This is a genomic window from Planococcus sp. SSTMD024 (genome assembly GCF_041320495.1).
Lineage (GTDB): Bacteria > Bacillota > Bacilli > Bacillales_A > Planococcaceae > Planococcus.
The window spans coordinates 129,511-144,172 of sequence record NZ_JBGGNS010000020.1 but is presented as its reverse complement, the minus strand read 5'-3'; the positions used below and the strand labels follow the sequence as shown (position 1 = coordinate 144,172).

Genomic DNA, 14,662 nt, shown 5'->3' with positions numbered 1-14,662 from the left:
GAGGAGGCAAAAAACAATGACTACATGGCTATTGTACGGAGCGACAGGCTATACAGGAAAATTAATTGCACAAGAAGCAGTTGAACGCGGATTGCAGCCGGTCTTGGCTGGGCGCAGCAAGGAAAAGGTGCAGCCACTCGCCGAACAACTCGGCTTGGAATTCCGCATTTTCGAATTGAATAACCAAACATCAAGGCATTTGGAGGGCATCGATCTCGTCTTGCATTGCGCAGGGCCTTTCGAGAAGACCAGCAAACCGATGATCCACGCCTGCTTGGAAGCGGGCGCCCATTATCTCGACATCACTGGGGAAATCAGTGTTTTCGAACATACCCATTCTTTGCACGAAAAAGCACAAAAGAAAAATATCATCTTATGTTCCGGAGTTGGCTTTGACGTCATTCCGACTGACTGCACTGCTTTGAAGCTGAAACAAGCTTTACCCGACGCCACCGAGCTTGCGCTTGGTTTCGATTCGGATTCCGGCATTTCGCCCGGCACGATGAAGACGATGGTCGAAGGGCTCGGTGGAGGCAATACGATCCGCAAAGACGGGGAGCTGACTGCTGTCGCACTCGGCAAGCACAAGCGAATGATCGATTTCGGGCGCGGACGGAAATCCGCCATGGCGATTCCTTGGGGGGATGTGGCTACCGCCTATTACACCACCGGCATCCCCAATATCACGGCATGGATTCCGACACCGAAACCGGCAGCCAAAGCGGCCCAGCTCATGAATGCGGCACGCCCTTTGCTGTCTTCCGAAAAAGTGAAGCAGCCTTTGCTGAAGTGGATTGAGCGGCGCGTGACAGGGCCGGACCAGGAAGAGCGCGCCGGAAGCGCTGCATATATTTGGGGACAAGCAAAAAATGCAGACGGCGTTATCAAGACATGCCGAATCAACACCGCAAACGTCTATGACCTGACCGTCTATGGTGCACTCGAAGTGACACAGCGCTTACTGTCAGGCGACTACCCAGGAGGAAGCTGGACACCCGCCGCATTGTTCGGCCCGGATTTGCTCGAAAGCCTGCCCGGGTCGGGACACTTTGAAATCGACAGCTTTTATCCAGGAACCGCCAACTAGATCTGCGCAAAACAAAAAGGCTGACATAGCGTCAGCCTTTTAATAATTGCATGCGTTTATTGAATAAAGTCGGATAGGACAAGTATCCGAGAAACACGCTCGTTACAGCGGCTGTCGTCAATAACAGGAACATAATGAGCAACTGGAATTGCACCGCTTGTATCGGGTCTGCCCCCGCGATGATCTGCCCGCTCATCATGCCCGGCAATTGGACGAGCCCGACCGTCTTCTGGCTTTCGATCGTTGGGATCATGCTCGCCTTGATCGAATTGATCAATTGGCGGTGAATGGCCTGTTTCGGCGTTCCGCCAAGTGACAAGATCAATTCCGTCTGGTCCTGATGATCTTCGACTTCCGCCGTGAAACGGTTCAGGAACAAGATCGACAGCACCATCGAGTTCCCGATGACCATGCCGCTGATCGGGATGATGTATTGTGCCGTGGCCGGCGTGATGTTAAATCCGATCAAAATTCCTTGTGTCAACACTTCCACAAAAATTAGCGTGACGGCAATCTTCCAGGTGATGCCTTGAATGGCAGCGCCTTTTTTCTGCGCATTGTGGGTGGCCGCAACGATCATCAGCGCGACCATCAAGAAGATGTAAACCAAACTTTCGGAATCGAAGACGAATTTCAGAACGTATCCGACAGCGAGCAGCTGGATGATCGACCGGATGGTTGCAACCGTCATGTCGCGGCCTAGCCCCAAATTCAATGTTTTCGACAATAACAGCGGGATGAGGACGAAAATGAGCGTCAGCGATAAAGCCCAATAACTCATGACACCACCCCTTTCACGAACTCTTCAACACGGCCATTTTGAGGATCTTCAAGCAGGGAACTTTCGCCGGTCTCCACCACTTGCCCGTCCATCATGACCCATGTGTAATCACCGATTTCGAGTGCCTGCTGGAGATTATGGGTGATCCAAATGATTGTAGTCTTGTACTTCCGGTTGATTTTGCTGATCAATTCCTCGACTTCAAGCTTGGAAGCGCGGTCGAGCGAAGAAGTGATCTCATCCATCAATAAAATCTCCGGCTTGTTGACGAGCGTTCTCGCGATGGAAACTTTCTGGCGTTGACCACCTGACAGCTCTTTTACTTTGCGGTCCAGCAAGTCGCCTTTCAACCCGACATCTTCAAGCAGCTCAAGAGCCTCTTCTTTTGATAATTGCTGCCCTTGCAGCTCCAACGGCAAATTCAGGTTTTCGTAGACTGTGCCGTTGATCATCGGTGCGCTCTGCAACGCCATTCCGACCATCCGGCGCAATTCCACTGGATCGTATTCGCCGATCGCTTTATCTTTCACGAAAATTTCTCCATTTTCCGGGGATATGAGGCCGTTGCATAATTTAAGCAGCGTCGATTTTCCGGCACCTGAAGGCCCTACCAAAGTAGTGATGCGGCCTTGTGGAAATGAACCGGTAATATCGTTTAAGATTTCTATGTCTCCAATGCGGTAATCCACGTGCTGAAAGTGGATCGCCGGTTTGTACTGGGTGCTCATGTCCACACCTCCCAAATTCTTAAGTTTCTTATTTATAATTATTATAATGTAGATATCATAGCATAACTTTACAGACTAACCAAGTAATTGAGAATTGTTATTTTTAATTGATAATACATATCAATTAATGCGTTTTCAAGGCATTTCTAAACAATAATTATTATCATAAAAAAAGAGTTGAATCCTTTTTGGACTCAACTCTTTTTTACTTCATTAAGTTTCGAATTTTTTTTGCCGCTTTTCCCGGATTGTCTGAAGCTGTGATGGCACTGCCGATAATCAGCACATCTAAGCCCGCGCCTTTCAGCGTCGGGATCGAACTTGCAGTAATACCGCCCGCCAGCGCAAACTTCAATTCTGGGTTTGTGGACTGTCGAAGTTCTATCTGAAAGTCAGTATGCTTTCCAGCCGCTTGACCATCTTTTCCAATGTGCAGGGCAAAAAGCGTAGCACCCAAACTTTCCAACTCCTCCAACCGGCCACTCCCTTCCACCTGGAGCATATCGATCATGATTTGGCCATTGTGTTCTGCCGCCACCGACAAAGCGTCTTGTATGGTCTTGTCATGTGAAAATGCCATGACGGTCATAATGTCGGCTCCTGCACCGAAAGCTTGCAGAGCTTCAAATTGTCCGGCATCACATGTTTTCATGTCCGCCACCAGCACAATATCAGGGTAACGGAGCTTCATTTCCCTCACAATATCCATGCCATATTCTTTGATTACCCCAGTACCAATTTCAATCCAATCAATATACGGGAATGTCTCCTCTACCATAAGGAAACACTCTTCCTTTGATAATCTATCCAATGCCAATTGAAGCTTCACGCGCTCGCCTCCAATGTTTAGATCAATCGATCTTACACGCCTGAGTAAGCGAGGAATCCACCATCCACTGGAATCGTCACGCCTGTCACAAAGCCTGAATAGTTTTCGTCTATTAACCACAGCATCGTGCCCACCAGGTCTTCCGGTTTGCCGAAACGCTTCATTGGTGTACTCGCCATGATTTTGCCAGAACGCGGAGTCAATGAGCCATCTTTGTTCGTTAGCAAATCTTTATTTTGGGCAGTCAGGAAAAAGCCTGGAGCAATCGCATTTACCCGCAAATTCTGTTCAGCAAAGTGAACAGCCATCCACATGGTGAAGTTATTAATCGCCGATTTTGCTGCACTGTAAGCTGGAACTTTCGTCATCGGTGAGTATGCACTCATGGACGAAATATTTAAGATGACCGGCGACTCCTGCTTAAGAAGTTCTTTGCCGAACACTTGGCTCGCCAAAAATGAACCGGTGAAATTGCTGGCGAAGACGCGGGAGAAACCGTCTTCTTCCAAATCAAAAAATGTTTTTCCTTGGCCGTCTTCAGAGTGAAGCTCAACGTCCGTGATGGCATCGGGATGGTTTCCTCCAGCGCCGTTTATGAGGATGTCGATGTGGCCATAGGCATTTAATATTTCTTCTTTTGCCCGTTCCAATGATTGCCGGTCCAATACATCCGCAGCTACCGCGATAGCACTACCGCCGGCATGATTAATCTCATCAGCTACCGTCTGCCCTTTTTCAGCCGTTCTATTCAAAATGGCGACATTCACGTTTTGGGCGGCAAGCGCTCTGGCCATTTCAGAGCAAAGCACGCCGCTTCCGCCGGTAATGACTGCAGTTCTTCCTGCCAGTTTTTCATGTGAAGAAAACATTCTCCTACCCCCTATTTTGCTTGGTAGGCATCCCAAAGCCCAAGCAAATACATAATTCCAAGCGCACGGTCATACAACCCATATCCTGGCCGGCATTGTTCATTCCAGATATGGCGGCCATGATCTGGGCGTGCATACCCTTCGTAATTTTGCGAAGCGAATTCCCGGACTACCCCAGCTAAATCAATGGAACCATCCTGCGTATAATGGGAGGTTTCAATGAAATCGCCGTTTTCGAAAATCTTTACATTGCGCAAATGGGCGAATGGCGAATGCTTGGCATACTTCGCGGCCAATGCCACCATATCATTTTCTGGATTCGCCCCCATGGAGCCTGTGCAGAATGTAATGCCGTTGGACGGCGAATCGGAAATCGACAGCAGTTTTTCCCAGCTTTCCCCACTCGTCATGATGCGCGGCAAACCGAAAATCGACCAAGGTGGATCGTCCGGATGGATGGCCATTTTGATGCCGCTCGCTTCTGCCACTGGCAAAATCGCTTGAAGGAAGTAGCTCAAATTTTCCCAAAGCGTTTCTTCCGTCATTCCTTCATATTCCTCGAATAGTTCCTTAATGCGCGACATTTTTTCGGGTTCCCAGCCAGGAAGCGTTAAATCAGAAGCTGAGGCCACCGTTTCGATCAACTCTGCCGGATCCAGTGATTCGATTTTCTCCTTTTCGAAAAACAAAGCCGTCGATCCATCAGGCAATGGCTCGTAAAGGGCTGTTCTGGTCCAATCGAAGACTGGCATGAAGTTATAGCAAATCACCTTGACTCCAGCTTCCCCTAAATTGCGGATCGTTTCTTTATAGTTTTCGATATACCGCTCGCGGTCTGCGTTTCCGAGCTTGATCGATTCATGGACATTGACGCTTTCCACAACATCCGCGTGGAAGCCTTGCGACTTGATATAATCCACTTCTCGCTGAATTTCTTCTTTTTGCCAAACTTCACCGACCGGTTTTTGATGCAAAGCCCAAACGATCCCCTTTGTTCCAGGAATCTGTTTGATTTGCTCTAATTGGACGCTGTCATTATCCTGTCCATACCAACGAAATGTAATATTCATGATTGCCTCCTTTACCCTAATCGTGCCCGGTATTGTTTTGCCAAATCAGTTACTCGCCCTGGGCCGCCTGCTTGGTAGGCTTTCGTCAAATCACTCCCGATTCCTACGGCCACCGCGCCAGCATCCAGCCAAGCGTTCATATTGTCCATATTGATGCCGCCTGTCGGCATGATCCGCACTTTCGGAAGCGGCCCGTTCACAGCCTTGATAAATGAAGGCTCAAATCCATTAGCCGGAAACAGCTTCAAAATATCGCATCCCCATTCCGTTGCCTGCACCATTTCTTTAATGGTCATGCAGCCTGGGAGGTAAGGCACGTTATAGCGGTTGCAGACTTTGGCGATTTCCTCGTCAAAATGGGGGCTGACGACAAATTGCGCTCCGTGGAGCAATGCGTGGCGTGCTGTCTGTGCATCCAACACCGTGCCCGCTCCTATTAACGCATCGTCAGTTCCTTCCAATTGATCAAACGCTTTAGCGACGTTCGGAGTCGTATAAGTCAACTCGATAGCATTTACGCCCCCGGCAATCGCAGCTTTCGCTACTGCAACCGCTTCATCGGCATCTGCACCTCGTATGACGGCCACTACTTTGGCAGATAATAGCGTTTCATAGACTTTCATTTTCGGTACCATTTCACCGCTCCTCAGTCAAAGACAATTAATGCTTTTCGCACTTTGTCCGGATTGTTTTCTACAAAAGAAAATGCTTCTTTGACATCGTCCAATTTGAATTTATGGGTAATCAACCCGCCTGAAGCCAGTTCGCCGCTATTCAAATATTTTACGACCGGCCCGAACTGATTGGTCTGCAGACGTGAACCGACAATCGTCACTTCTTTTTTGGTGATCGGCAATTGCGGAATCGCAGACGGCTGTTCCGTAAAGCCAAGTACTACGACACTCCCTGCCGGAGAAACCACATCAATGCCCAGTTCAACTGTTGACGGAATGCACACAGCATCAATCACTACATTGACACCGATGCCGCCGGTGAGTTCGAGCACTTTCTCTTTTACTGATTCCACTCCTGCGTTGATGACTTGATCTGCACCATTTTCTTGTGCGAACTTAAGCCGCTCTTCGCTAAGATCGGACATATAAACCGTAGCTCCGGCAATCTTCGCCAATTTCAATATGCAAATGCCGATTGGGCCACAGCCCTGGATTAGGACGGTATCGCCTTTTTCCACCTGGCCGCGCCAAACTGCCTGGGCACCAATTGTATAAGGTTCCGCCAATACGATTTCGTCCCAGTCCAGCTGTTTGTCTACCGCATGAAGTTGCTTTTCAGGTAGCACGATGTATTCGCGCATTCCTCCGTCTTCATGGACCCCAAAGACAGAAAGTTTTTCGCAGACATTCGGGCGTCCCTTACGACAGGCATAGCATTCACCGCAATAATTAATCGGTTCGACCACCACGTGATCGCCTTCTTTCAGGGAGGTCACGGCTTCACCTGTTTCGACCACTTGCCCCGCGACTTCATGCCCCACTACCCGTGGATAAGTCGCAAGAGGGTTGCTGCCATGAAAAATATGCATGTCGGATCCGCAGATCCCGACCCGCTTTACTCGAACTAGGACATCCTTGGGTTTTTGAAGCTGCGGTCTATCTTGTTCAATGATTTTCATTTCATAAGCTTTAGGAACTTGAACTGCTTTCATTGATATAACCACCTATTCAAATAGACTTGGTAAGAACGTCGTGACGGAAGGAACAAATGCTACAAGCATGAGCACCGCTAGACTAACGCCGAGAAACGGCAACAATTCCCTGGCTGTTTTTCCGATGGATACTTTTCCGATTTGGGAGGCTACAAATAGACAGACCCCCACTGGCGGTGTAACCAATCCGATTACCAAGTTCAAGACCATCATGACGCCGAACTGGATTGGATCCATCCCTACAGTCACCGCTACAGGAAGCAGAACTGGGAACAAAATGACCAATGCGGCAATCGTCTCCATAAACGTACCGACGAACAACAGCAATAAATTAACTAACAAGATGACGATAATGGCATTTGTTGAAATGCCAAGGATGGATTCTGCCACAAGTTGCGGAATCTGTTCCCTGACCATGATCCAGCCGAATAAATTGGCAAACCCAACCAACAGCATGATAGAAGCAGTTGTCGTCATTGAGTCGAGCATGATTTTCGGTATTTTCTTCACCGGCAATTCGCGGTAAACAAAGATTCCAATCACGAAAGCGTATAGCACAGCTACAATAGAAGCTTCTGTCGGCGTGAAAAGACCGCCCAGTATGCCGTATAAAATGATGACCGTCATTAAAATCGCCCAGAAAGCACCAACAAAACTTTTTCCGATAGCTTTCAATGACTGACGCTCACCCTTCGGATAATTCCGCTTGACGGAGATCAAATAGGTAGGAATCATCAAACCGATTCCAAGCAACAAACCGGGAATCGCACCAGCAAGGAAAAGATCGCCAATTGACAGGGAAGCTAGCGTTCCAACGATGATTAATGGCAAAGAAGGCGGAATAATCGGCCCGACAGTCGATGATGATGCCGTTACGGCAGCAGAGAACCCAGCGCCATAGCCTTGCTTTTTCATCGAAGGGATCATAACCGACCCAATGCTTGCCGTATCTGCAAGCGCCGTACCCGAAATCCCGGCAAACCCCATGGAAGCGCCAACGTTCGCCAGCCCTAACCCACCGCGGATATGGCCAAAGAAATTATTGGCAAATCCGATGATCCGCTCTGTGATCCCGCCCGCGTTCATCAAATTCCCTGCGAGGATAAATCCTGGAATACAGAGAAGAACGAAAGAATTCAACCCGCCAAACATTCGTTGGGGAATGATATTCAAAGGAATGTCTGCGATGAATAGATATAGCAAAGAACTCAAACCGAGACTGAATGCCACGGGAACTCCAAGAAAAATCAACGCGATAAATGAAATGAAAAGCAGGGTTGCCATTATAAATCATCCCCCTCAAAATTCTGGCTGTAATCCTGTTTGTTTTTCAGTAGGTCGATGATTTTGATAATGGCGTAGAACACCAAAAATACACTCATGACTAAAAGTGAAGCATGCACCCATGATAATTGGAACGGCATGGTAGCAGAGTTCTGGTTATGGCCGAGCAGCGTGAAGTTGTATCCTTCGATTACCATGACCGAGCTCAACAGAATGATCGTCAAGTAGATCACCACTTCATAATATCTTCGGAAATTATCCGGCATTCTTGCCAGCAGAATATCTACGTTGATGAATTCATTGCGCAGCAAGGCCAGCGGTGCACCGAAAGCAATGGCGAAAAGAAACAGATAACGCGTTAACTCCTCTGTCCAAACATAGGAGAACGGTAAAAAACGCGAAAGAATTTGTACACTGACGATAATGATCACGCCTGCAAAACTCGCAATCGTCAAGAAGGCCAGCGTTCGGTCGATCAACTTCCGGAATAGGGACATCCGAGTTCATTCCTTTCATAGTGGAAAGGCACATTCGACCTAGTGGCCGAAAGTGCCTTATTCTTCTATATTATTCAACTGCCAAGATTTGCTCGTAAATCTCCAATTGTTCGGCAGACAGTGAATTTTCTACTGCCGGGGTCATTGCTTCGCGGAATGCATCCTGATCCACATCGACGAATTCCATTCCTGCATCCACTAATTCTTGTTCAATTTTATCAATTTCTTCAGTATACAATTCTTCTCCGTAAGTCTGTGCTTCAGCAGCTGCGTCTTGAACAACTTGCTTCAAGTCATCAGAAAGGGCGTTATACTGCTCGTTTCCGACAAGAATATAAATCCATGAGAAAACGTGTTCAGTGCGATTCACATAATCTTGCACCTCATAGAGACCGCCGCTTTGGATCAAGTCAACCGGATTTTCCTGGCCATCAATGACACCTTGTTGCAACCCTGTGAACACTTCATTAAAGTCCATGACTTGTGGTGCTGCCCCAGCTGCCTGCCAAGTGTCCAAGAACAATGGAACGTTTGGTACACGCATGCTGAAACCGTTCAAATCATCCGGCGACGTAATTGGCTCATTCGATGTCAAGTTACGCGGAGCGCGCGTATGGTAATAAAGCGCTGTAAGACCCGCTTCGTCGCTGATTTCTTGCTTGATTTGCTCACCGATGTCGCCTTCTACTACGCTTTGGACGTGCTCCAAGTCACGGAACGCATACGGAACAGCCATCAAAGCTGCATTCGGCGCCCAGTTTTGCAAAGTCTCTCCAGAAATGACCATGTCTGCTGACCCTGCTTGAATCGAGTTGATTGTATCCGTTTCCCCGCCAAGTGAGTTGTTCGGGTAAATCGTGATTTCCAGCTGGCCGTCTGCATTTTCTTCCACCAATTCTTCAAACTTCAATGCCGTTTTGTGCCAGATGTGATTTTCATCTGCCAAGTGGCCAAAACGCCATTCTGTTGTGCCGCCTGAAGATTCGCCGCCCTCGCTCGCATCATCTGAACCACATGCCCCTAAAACCAATGCTGATGCAAAAACTCCAACCATCCATTTTTTCTTCATTATAAAAACTCCCCTTTGTGTAATTTTTTATAAATGCTTATGCTTTTAAAAACCCATAAGTTGTTTCCGCGATTGTGATGCCGTGTTGGCGATTGCGCTCTTCGTTAGCCTGTTCGATTTCGCCGGGCACCATTACTTTTTCAAAGCCCTGAGCAGGTGGCACTTCCCTTACTTCCCAGATCATCCGGTCCATTTGCGCTAAGAACATATCCGCATCCGTGAAATATGAAGGATTGATGACGCAAATATAATGTCCGAGTTTCCGGTTTTTATCCAAGTCACCATACATTTTGTTGATATGCGGGCCGAAAGCCATTCCGGCCAGCAGCCCAGAGAAAATATCGACTACCATTGAAAGACCATAGCCTTTGGGGCCGCCGAAAGGCACTAGTGCGGAAACTTTCCCCGGGTCTGTCGTAGGTGCGCCCGCTTCATCGACACCCCACCCTTCAGGAATGGCGTTTCCTTCTTCTTTCTGCTGCAGGATTTTACCCAATGCAACATTAGAAGTCGCCATGTCAAGAATAAACGGCTTCTCTTCTTTTGCCGGAACTCCATAAGCAATCGGGTTGGTTCCAAGAAATGCTTCTTTGCCGCCGAACGGAACGACGATTTTATCCGTATGGGTCATTGCCACGCCAATCAAGCCGTGCTTCGTCGCTTCTTCTACAAAATAGCTGAGTGCGCCGCAATGGCTGCTATTCATCGCCGTGACCATTCCGACTCCGTTGTTTTTCGCCATATCGATTGCATGGGCTGTAGCGATATCAGCGACTACATGCCCGAATCCATCGTCTCCATCTACTGTTCCCGTAACGGGGCCTGTCGCTTGAAAAGCGATCTCAGGATCGGTATTGATGCCACCAGCATGGATTCTGCTGATGTAGTGCTCAGTCCTTAACGCTCCGTGCGAACTGACCCCTCGCAAGTCTGCGTGAATGAGTACTTCTGCAACTTTCCTTGCATGATCTTCACGCAAACCTGCTTTAATGAGCTTCTTTTGTATTAAAACCTTTACTTCTTCGAACGCTACTGTAACTGTTGTCATAGTTTTTCTCCTATTCGAGATTAGTATGCCGCTTCGTCAAGTTTTCCATGGAATCTTCACTATAAGGCCCGTCGATTATGGCTGCGTCCAATACTACATGCGCAGCTTGGTCAAATTGGTTGCCCAGTGGTTGAATCGTAGCGGGCTCCCATTCGCGCCTTTTTTTCGTAGCTGCGGGAATGGCTAAACCATATCGGCATTGGTGTTCTTGCAGTTTGGAAGCATCCGCGGTAAGCATGGCCACTTCAGCACCAAGTTCACGGGCTGTCTTGCAAAGCCCATTAAGTTGAATCGAACTTCCCGAACCGGAGACGATGAGTAAGATGTCTCCTTGGCCCATTGAAGGGGTGGTCGTTTCACCAATTACGTAGACCGTTTTTCCACAATGCATCAAGCGCATCGCAGCTGCTTTTGCCATCAAGCCCGATCTTCCTTCACCGAAGAAAAAGAATCGCCTGTCTTGTTTCAACAGATTTACAAAGTCATCATACTGGGTTTTATCCACCCGTTTGATTAACTCGTTTACTTCTTGCAATACGAGCAATGGTGTTTGCATTAAGCCACTCCCTCCTCAACGTTCGACAACTTTCCTGTCTTCGACGAAATCGGTTACATCTTCCAAATAAGGCAGTCCTTCATTATCACCGGTTACGGTGGTCACTAACGCTCCAACTCCATTGGCGAAGCGCAGAAGTTCTTCTGGCCTGTAACCTTTCAGCCATCCATAAATATATCCCGCATCAAAACCATCGCCAGCTCCCACTGTATCTACTGGGGTTACTGGAAAACTAGCAGCTTCTATCCAGCGGCTATCTCTCCACAGCCTGGATCCGTTTGACCCGTCCTTAATGACGAAATCGGAAATATTGAATTGTTGGATATAGGACAGCAATTCATCCAGCGATTGTTTCTGTGAAATCATTTGGATTTCATCAAGGCCAGTCAACAAGATGTCCACTTCAGGGAAGATGCTTTCATATACAGCTCTCGCCTCTTCAATACTCCATAGCTTTAAGCGAATATTCGGGTCAAATGAAATCGGGATGTTCAACTGTTTGGCGTATTGGATGATTGTATGGACAACTTCCCTATGCTTTTCCGCTATCGCCAAGTAAACACCGGTTAAGTGAACCAACTGAACATCGGCAAATAGTTCCTCCGTGATATCTACCGGCGTCAAGTCTGCCATTGGAGAAGGGCTTCGGTAGTAATACGTTTTACCGGCTCCGCTTTCATGGATTTCCTTAAAGTTGAGGGACGTTGGAATCCCGTCCACAAAGCGCACCGCCGACACGTCAATGCCTTCACCGCGTGCGAAGTTATAAATCACTTTACCGAAATCATCATTTCCTAAGCGGCTGATCCATTTACTGCCCAGCCCTAGGCGTGCACAGCCGATCGCAAAATTCATTTCTGCACCGCCGACTTTCCGGTCAAACTGTGTGACATAACGCAACGGGCCTGTGGTGACCGGGTTCATCGTGATCATAGCGTCACCGATTGTTAACACATTGAATTTATTCGACAATTAGGACACTCCTCGCTCACTCTTTTTAAGTAGATTCTCTTGCCACCAGTTCTGGGGCATATCGTTTTGCTTCATATATTTCGTCTAAGCTTGTGCTGTTGATCAAAGATTGCAAAGTTTGGGCTGCATCTTTTCCGATTGAAAAGGTCGGCTGCTTAATGACGCTGATCGGAGTCGTCGCAATCTCCAAAAATGGTGAGTCATCAATGGCAATCACTCCCACATCTTCAGGAATCGACAGCTTATTTTTGCGGATAAATTTCAATAACTCAATCAGCGCTAAATCATTTGTTGCAAAAAATGCCTCGGGATGATTGTTGGAATCCCATAATTGCTGTAACCGTTCCGCCAGCAATTGCCGCTCATCCGCTACAATCCATTCAGGATCGACAGCCAATGACTTTTCTGCCATGGCGTTTTTGAATCCGCTGATCCGCTCAAGGCGGGGCGTTACTCTTTTCGCAATCGATGTTGAAACTAAGGCGATTTTTTTATGTCCTTTTTTACTTAATTCTTCAACCGCTATACGTGAAGCGCTTTCATTGTCGAGCAAAAGCGTCGGGTACAAAGGCTGATCGATCAAGCGGTCGACAAAGACGATGGGAAACTGCGCATTTTTCAGTTGCTTATAATACTCCTGATTCCCATTGGTTGGAAAGATGATCAAGCCATCCACCTGCTTGGCAATCAACATGTCAATATAGGCCCGTTCTTTTTCAGGTTGGTCGTCTGCATTGCAGACGAACAAATGAAATCCATTGCGCTCGCATTCATCTTCGATGGCCCTGATTATTTCCGTCGAGAAGACGTGAAGGATATTGGCTACGATAACACCAATAGTGCCGGTTTTCTTTTGCTTTAAACTTTTTGCAACATAGTTCGGGATGTAGCCCAATTCTTTGATTGCCTCTTCGATCCTTGTTTTGGTAGCTGGCGCCATATACTCAAAACGATTGTTGATATACTGGGAAACCGTACTCTTGGAGACCCCAGATTTTTCCGCGACATCTTGCATAGTTACTTTTTTCATTCATGATCCCTCTCTACTAAACCGGTTTAGTAAATCGATTTAGTCAAAGTATATTTGAAAGCCCTTTCAAAATCAATAGGAGTTTTTAGAAAAATCAATTTTAATCCTTTTGACCTAATCACCAGGATTTCGGGATGCTTGGCGAATAGGGCAACAATTTATAAATGCAGGCACGGCAAATAAGACCCTCCCATAAATTCCAACTGGAACCGGTGGGAGGATCGTGGTTAATTTTCGTACATATCCGCATTGTTGCACTCAAAACTTCCCTTTACTCCACTTGATCGTTCTCGCTCAATCCACTTTCCCCGAAGGCTTCATCCAGCTCATCAAAGCGCCCGATGCGATGGATTTTCTTGTCGTCCATCTCAAAATAATTGAAGATATGGGATTCTCCCGGCTGGCCTTGTTTTTTGGCGAGCTGTTCGAAGATGACCCGATTGCCTTTGGCGAATTTATTGAGTGTCTCCAACTGTATTCCTGATTCTTTCACCCATTCTGCAAGGGTTTCATGGCCTGCAGCAGATTTCCCGGGACTGATCAACTCGACATTATGATCCGTCACGGACAACACTCCGTCTACATCTTGATCATTGACGTAATTGGTAAAGCGATCCGCTAGCTTGATTGGTTCAATCATCATGCGCGCTCCCTTCTTCCGGTAGTTTTTCAAGTATCACCAGTGCCAATGTTGCGATGGGGCCCAGAAGGAGCGATGCCAGGAACCACATTAGACCGCTCCGATTTTTGCCTTGGGCGAGGCCTGCATTGATCAGCGCAAGCGTTCCCCATCCGACTGCGTATTCGTTTCCCATATCCATTCCCCCTTTTCTGTTATTCTACTCGAAAAAAAAGAAGCCGGAAATTCCGGCTTCTCAATAATTGGCGTTTTTCAATTTTTTGAAGGTCTTGACGAAACGGTCAGGGTCCTTTGGCACTTTATAGGTCAAGACGCCGCGATGCGTATGCAAATATAATAGGTTGGCATCGTCGGAGAAAGTTTTATAGGAAATATCCCAAACATGCATCAAATTGAACTCATTTGTCGAAGCGGTTAATTTATCTTCGTAGAGGTGAATTTCGTATTCAGTGTGGATGATTTTCATCTGGCCGGCTACGATCGAGCGTTCCGTGTCGACATAAGTGATGGAAGACAGCAAACTTTTCGGATCCATT

The 14,662-nt window shown here is 47.4% G+C and carries 18 protein-coding genes; 1 reads left to right on the top strand and 17 read right to left on the bottom strand.

Annotated features, from left to right (window positions below; translation table 11 throughout):
• Nucleotides 1-16 precede the first annotated feature (16 nt).
• Nucleotides 17-1,087, top strand: coding sequence for a saccharopine dehydrogenase family protein (locus AB9R92_RS06560; RefSeq protein WP_370668658.1), 1,071 nt, complete (start codon nt 17-19; stop codon nt 1,085-1,087).
• Nucleotides 1,088-1,118: 31 nt separating this feature from the next.
• On the opposite strand, the gene AB9R92_RS06555 is transcribed toward AB9R92_RS06560, so the two are convergent.
• From AB9R92_RS06555 to AB9R92_RS06475, 17 genes are all read right to left on the bottom strand, one after another.
• Nucleotides 1,119-1,868 carry an ABC transporter permease gene (locus tag AB9R92_RS06555; RefSeq protein ID WP_370668657.1) on the bottom strand — a complete coding sequence of 250 codons (750 nt, stop codon included), beginning with the start codon at nt 1,866-1,868 and terminating at the stop codon, nt 1,119-1,121.
• Complete coding sequence (locus AB9R92_RS06550; RefSeq protein ID WP_370668656.1) at nt 1,865-2,596, bottom strand: ABC transporter ATP-binding protein; 732 nt, start codon at nt 2,594-2,596, stop codon at nt 1,865-1,867. Before AB9R92_RS06550 ends, AB9R92_RS06555 begins: the two co-directional genes overlap by 4 nt.
• A gap of 205 nt (nt 2,597-2,801) precedes the next feature.
• Nucleotides 2,802-3,425 carry a 3-hexulose-6-phosphate synthase gene (hxlA, locus tag AB9R92_RS06545; protein ID WP_370668655.1) on the bottom strand — a complete coding sequence of 208 codons (624 nt, stop codon included), beginning with the start codon at nt 3,423-3,425 and terminating at the stop codon, nt 2,802-2,804.
• A 32-nt stretch (nt 3,426-3,457) separates the two neighbouring features.
• Nucleotides 3,458-4,294: an SDR family oxidoreductase gene (locus AB9R92_RS06540; RefSeq protein ID WP_370668654.1), complete on the bottom strand. Its 837-nt coding sequence runs from the start codon at nt 4,292-4,294 to the stop codon at nt 3,458-3,460.
• Between the two features lie 11 nt (nt 4,295-4,305).
• On the bottom strand, nt 4,306-5,364 hold the full coding sequence (gene uxuA, locus AB9R92_RS06535) for a mannonate dehydratase (protein ID WP_370668653.1): 1,059 nt from the start codon (nt 5,362-5,364) through the stop codon (nt 4,306-4,308).
• Nucleotides 5,365-5,375: 11 nt separating this feature from the next.
• The gene (locus AB9R92_RS06530) at nt 5,376-5,999 is read right to left on the bottom strand and encodes a bifunctional 2-keto-4-hydroxyglutarate aldolase/2-keto-3-deoxy-6-phosphogluconate aldolase (protein ID WP_370668652.1); all 624 of its coding nucleotides are present in this window, start codon (nt 5,997-5,999) and stop codon (nt 5,376-5,378) included.
• An 11-nt stretch (nt 6,000-6,010) separates the two neighbouring features.
• Nucleotides 6,011-7,030 carry a zinc-binding alcohol dehydrogenase family protein gene (locus AB9R92_RS06525; RefSeq protein WP_370668651.1) on the bottom strand — a complete coding sequence of 340 codons (1,020 nt, stop codon included), beginning with the start codon at nt 7,028-7,030 and terminating at the stop codon, nt 6,011-6,013.
• Nucleotides 7,031-7,042: 12 nt separating this feature from the next.
• A complete protein-coding gene (locus AB9R92_RS06520; protein WP_370668767.1) occupies nt 7,043-8,317 on the bottom strand; it encodes a TRAP transporter large permease in 1,275 nt (424 codons plus the stop codon).
• Nucleotides 8,314-8,811, bottom strand: coding sequence for a TRAP transporter small permease (locus AB9R92_RS06515; RefSeq protein WP_370668650.1), 498 nt, complete (start codon nt 8,809-8,811; stop codon nt 8,314-8,316). The genes AB9R92_RS06520 and AB9R92_RS06515 overlap by 4 nt, the downstream gene beginning before the upstream one ends.
• A 70-nt stretch (nt 8,812-8,881) precedes the next feature.
• Nucleotides 8,882-9,880: a TRAP transporter substrate-binding protein gene (locus AB9R92_RS06510; RefSeq protein WP_370668649.1), complete on the bottom strand. Its 999-nt coding sequence runs from the start codon at nt 9,878-9,880 to the stop codon at nt 8,882-8,884.
• A gap of 37 nt (nt 9,881-9,917) precedes the next feature.
• A complete protein-coding gene (allD, locus tag AB9R92_RS06505) occupies nt 9,918-10,928 on the bottom strand; it encodes an ureidoglycolate dehydrogenase (protein WP_370668648.1) in 1,011 nt (336 codons plus the stop codon).
• Between the two features lie 10 nt (nt 10,929-10,938).
• Nucleotides 10,939-11,484, bottom strand: a complete 546-nt coding sequence (gene hxlB / locus AB9R92_RS06500) for a 6-phospho-3-hexuloisomerase (RefSeq protein ID WP_370668647.1) — start codon at nt 11,482-11,484, stop codon at nt 10,939-10,941.
• 15 nt (nt 11,485-11,499) lie between these two features.
• On the bottom strand, nt 11,500-12,456 hold the full coding sequence (locus tag AB9R92_RS06495) for a sugar kinase (RefSeq protein ID WP_370668646.1): 957 nt from the start codon (nt 12,454-12,456) through the stop codon (nt 11,500-11,502).
• A gap of 25 nt (nt 12,457-12,481) precedes the next feature.
• A complete protein-coding gene (locus AB9R92_RS06490; RefSeq protein ID WP_370668645.1) occupies nt 12,482-13,486 on the bottom strand; it encodes a LacI family DNA-binding transcriptional regulator in 1,005 nt (334 codons plus the stop codon).
• 271 nt (nt 13,487-13,757) lie between these two features.
• Nucleotides 13,758-14,129 (bottom strand): nuclear transport factor 2 family protein, encoded by a 372-nt coding sequence (locus AB9R92_RS06485; protein ID WP_370668644.1) that lies wholly within the window; start codon nt 14,127-14,129, stop codon nt 13,758-13,760.
• Nucleotides 14,119-14,301: a hypothetical protein gene (locus tag AB9R92_RS06480; protein WP_370668643.1), complete on the bottom strand. Its 183-nt coding sequence runs from the start codon at nt 14,299-14,301 to the stop codon at nt 14,119-14,121. The genes AB9R92_RS06485 and AB9R92_RS06480 overlap by 11 nt, the downstream gene beginning before the upstream one ends.
• 60 nt (nt 14,302-14,361) lie before the next feature.
• Entirely contained in the window at nt 14,362-14,661 is a 300-nt protein-coding gene (locus tag AB9R92_RS06475; protein WP_274842587.1) for a hypothetical protein, read from the bottom strand.
• Nucleotide 14,662: the final 1 nt, after the last annotated feature.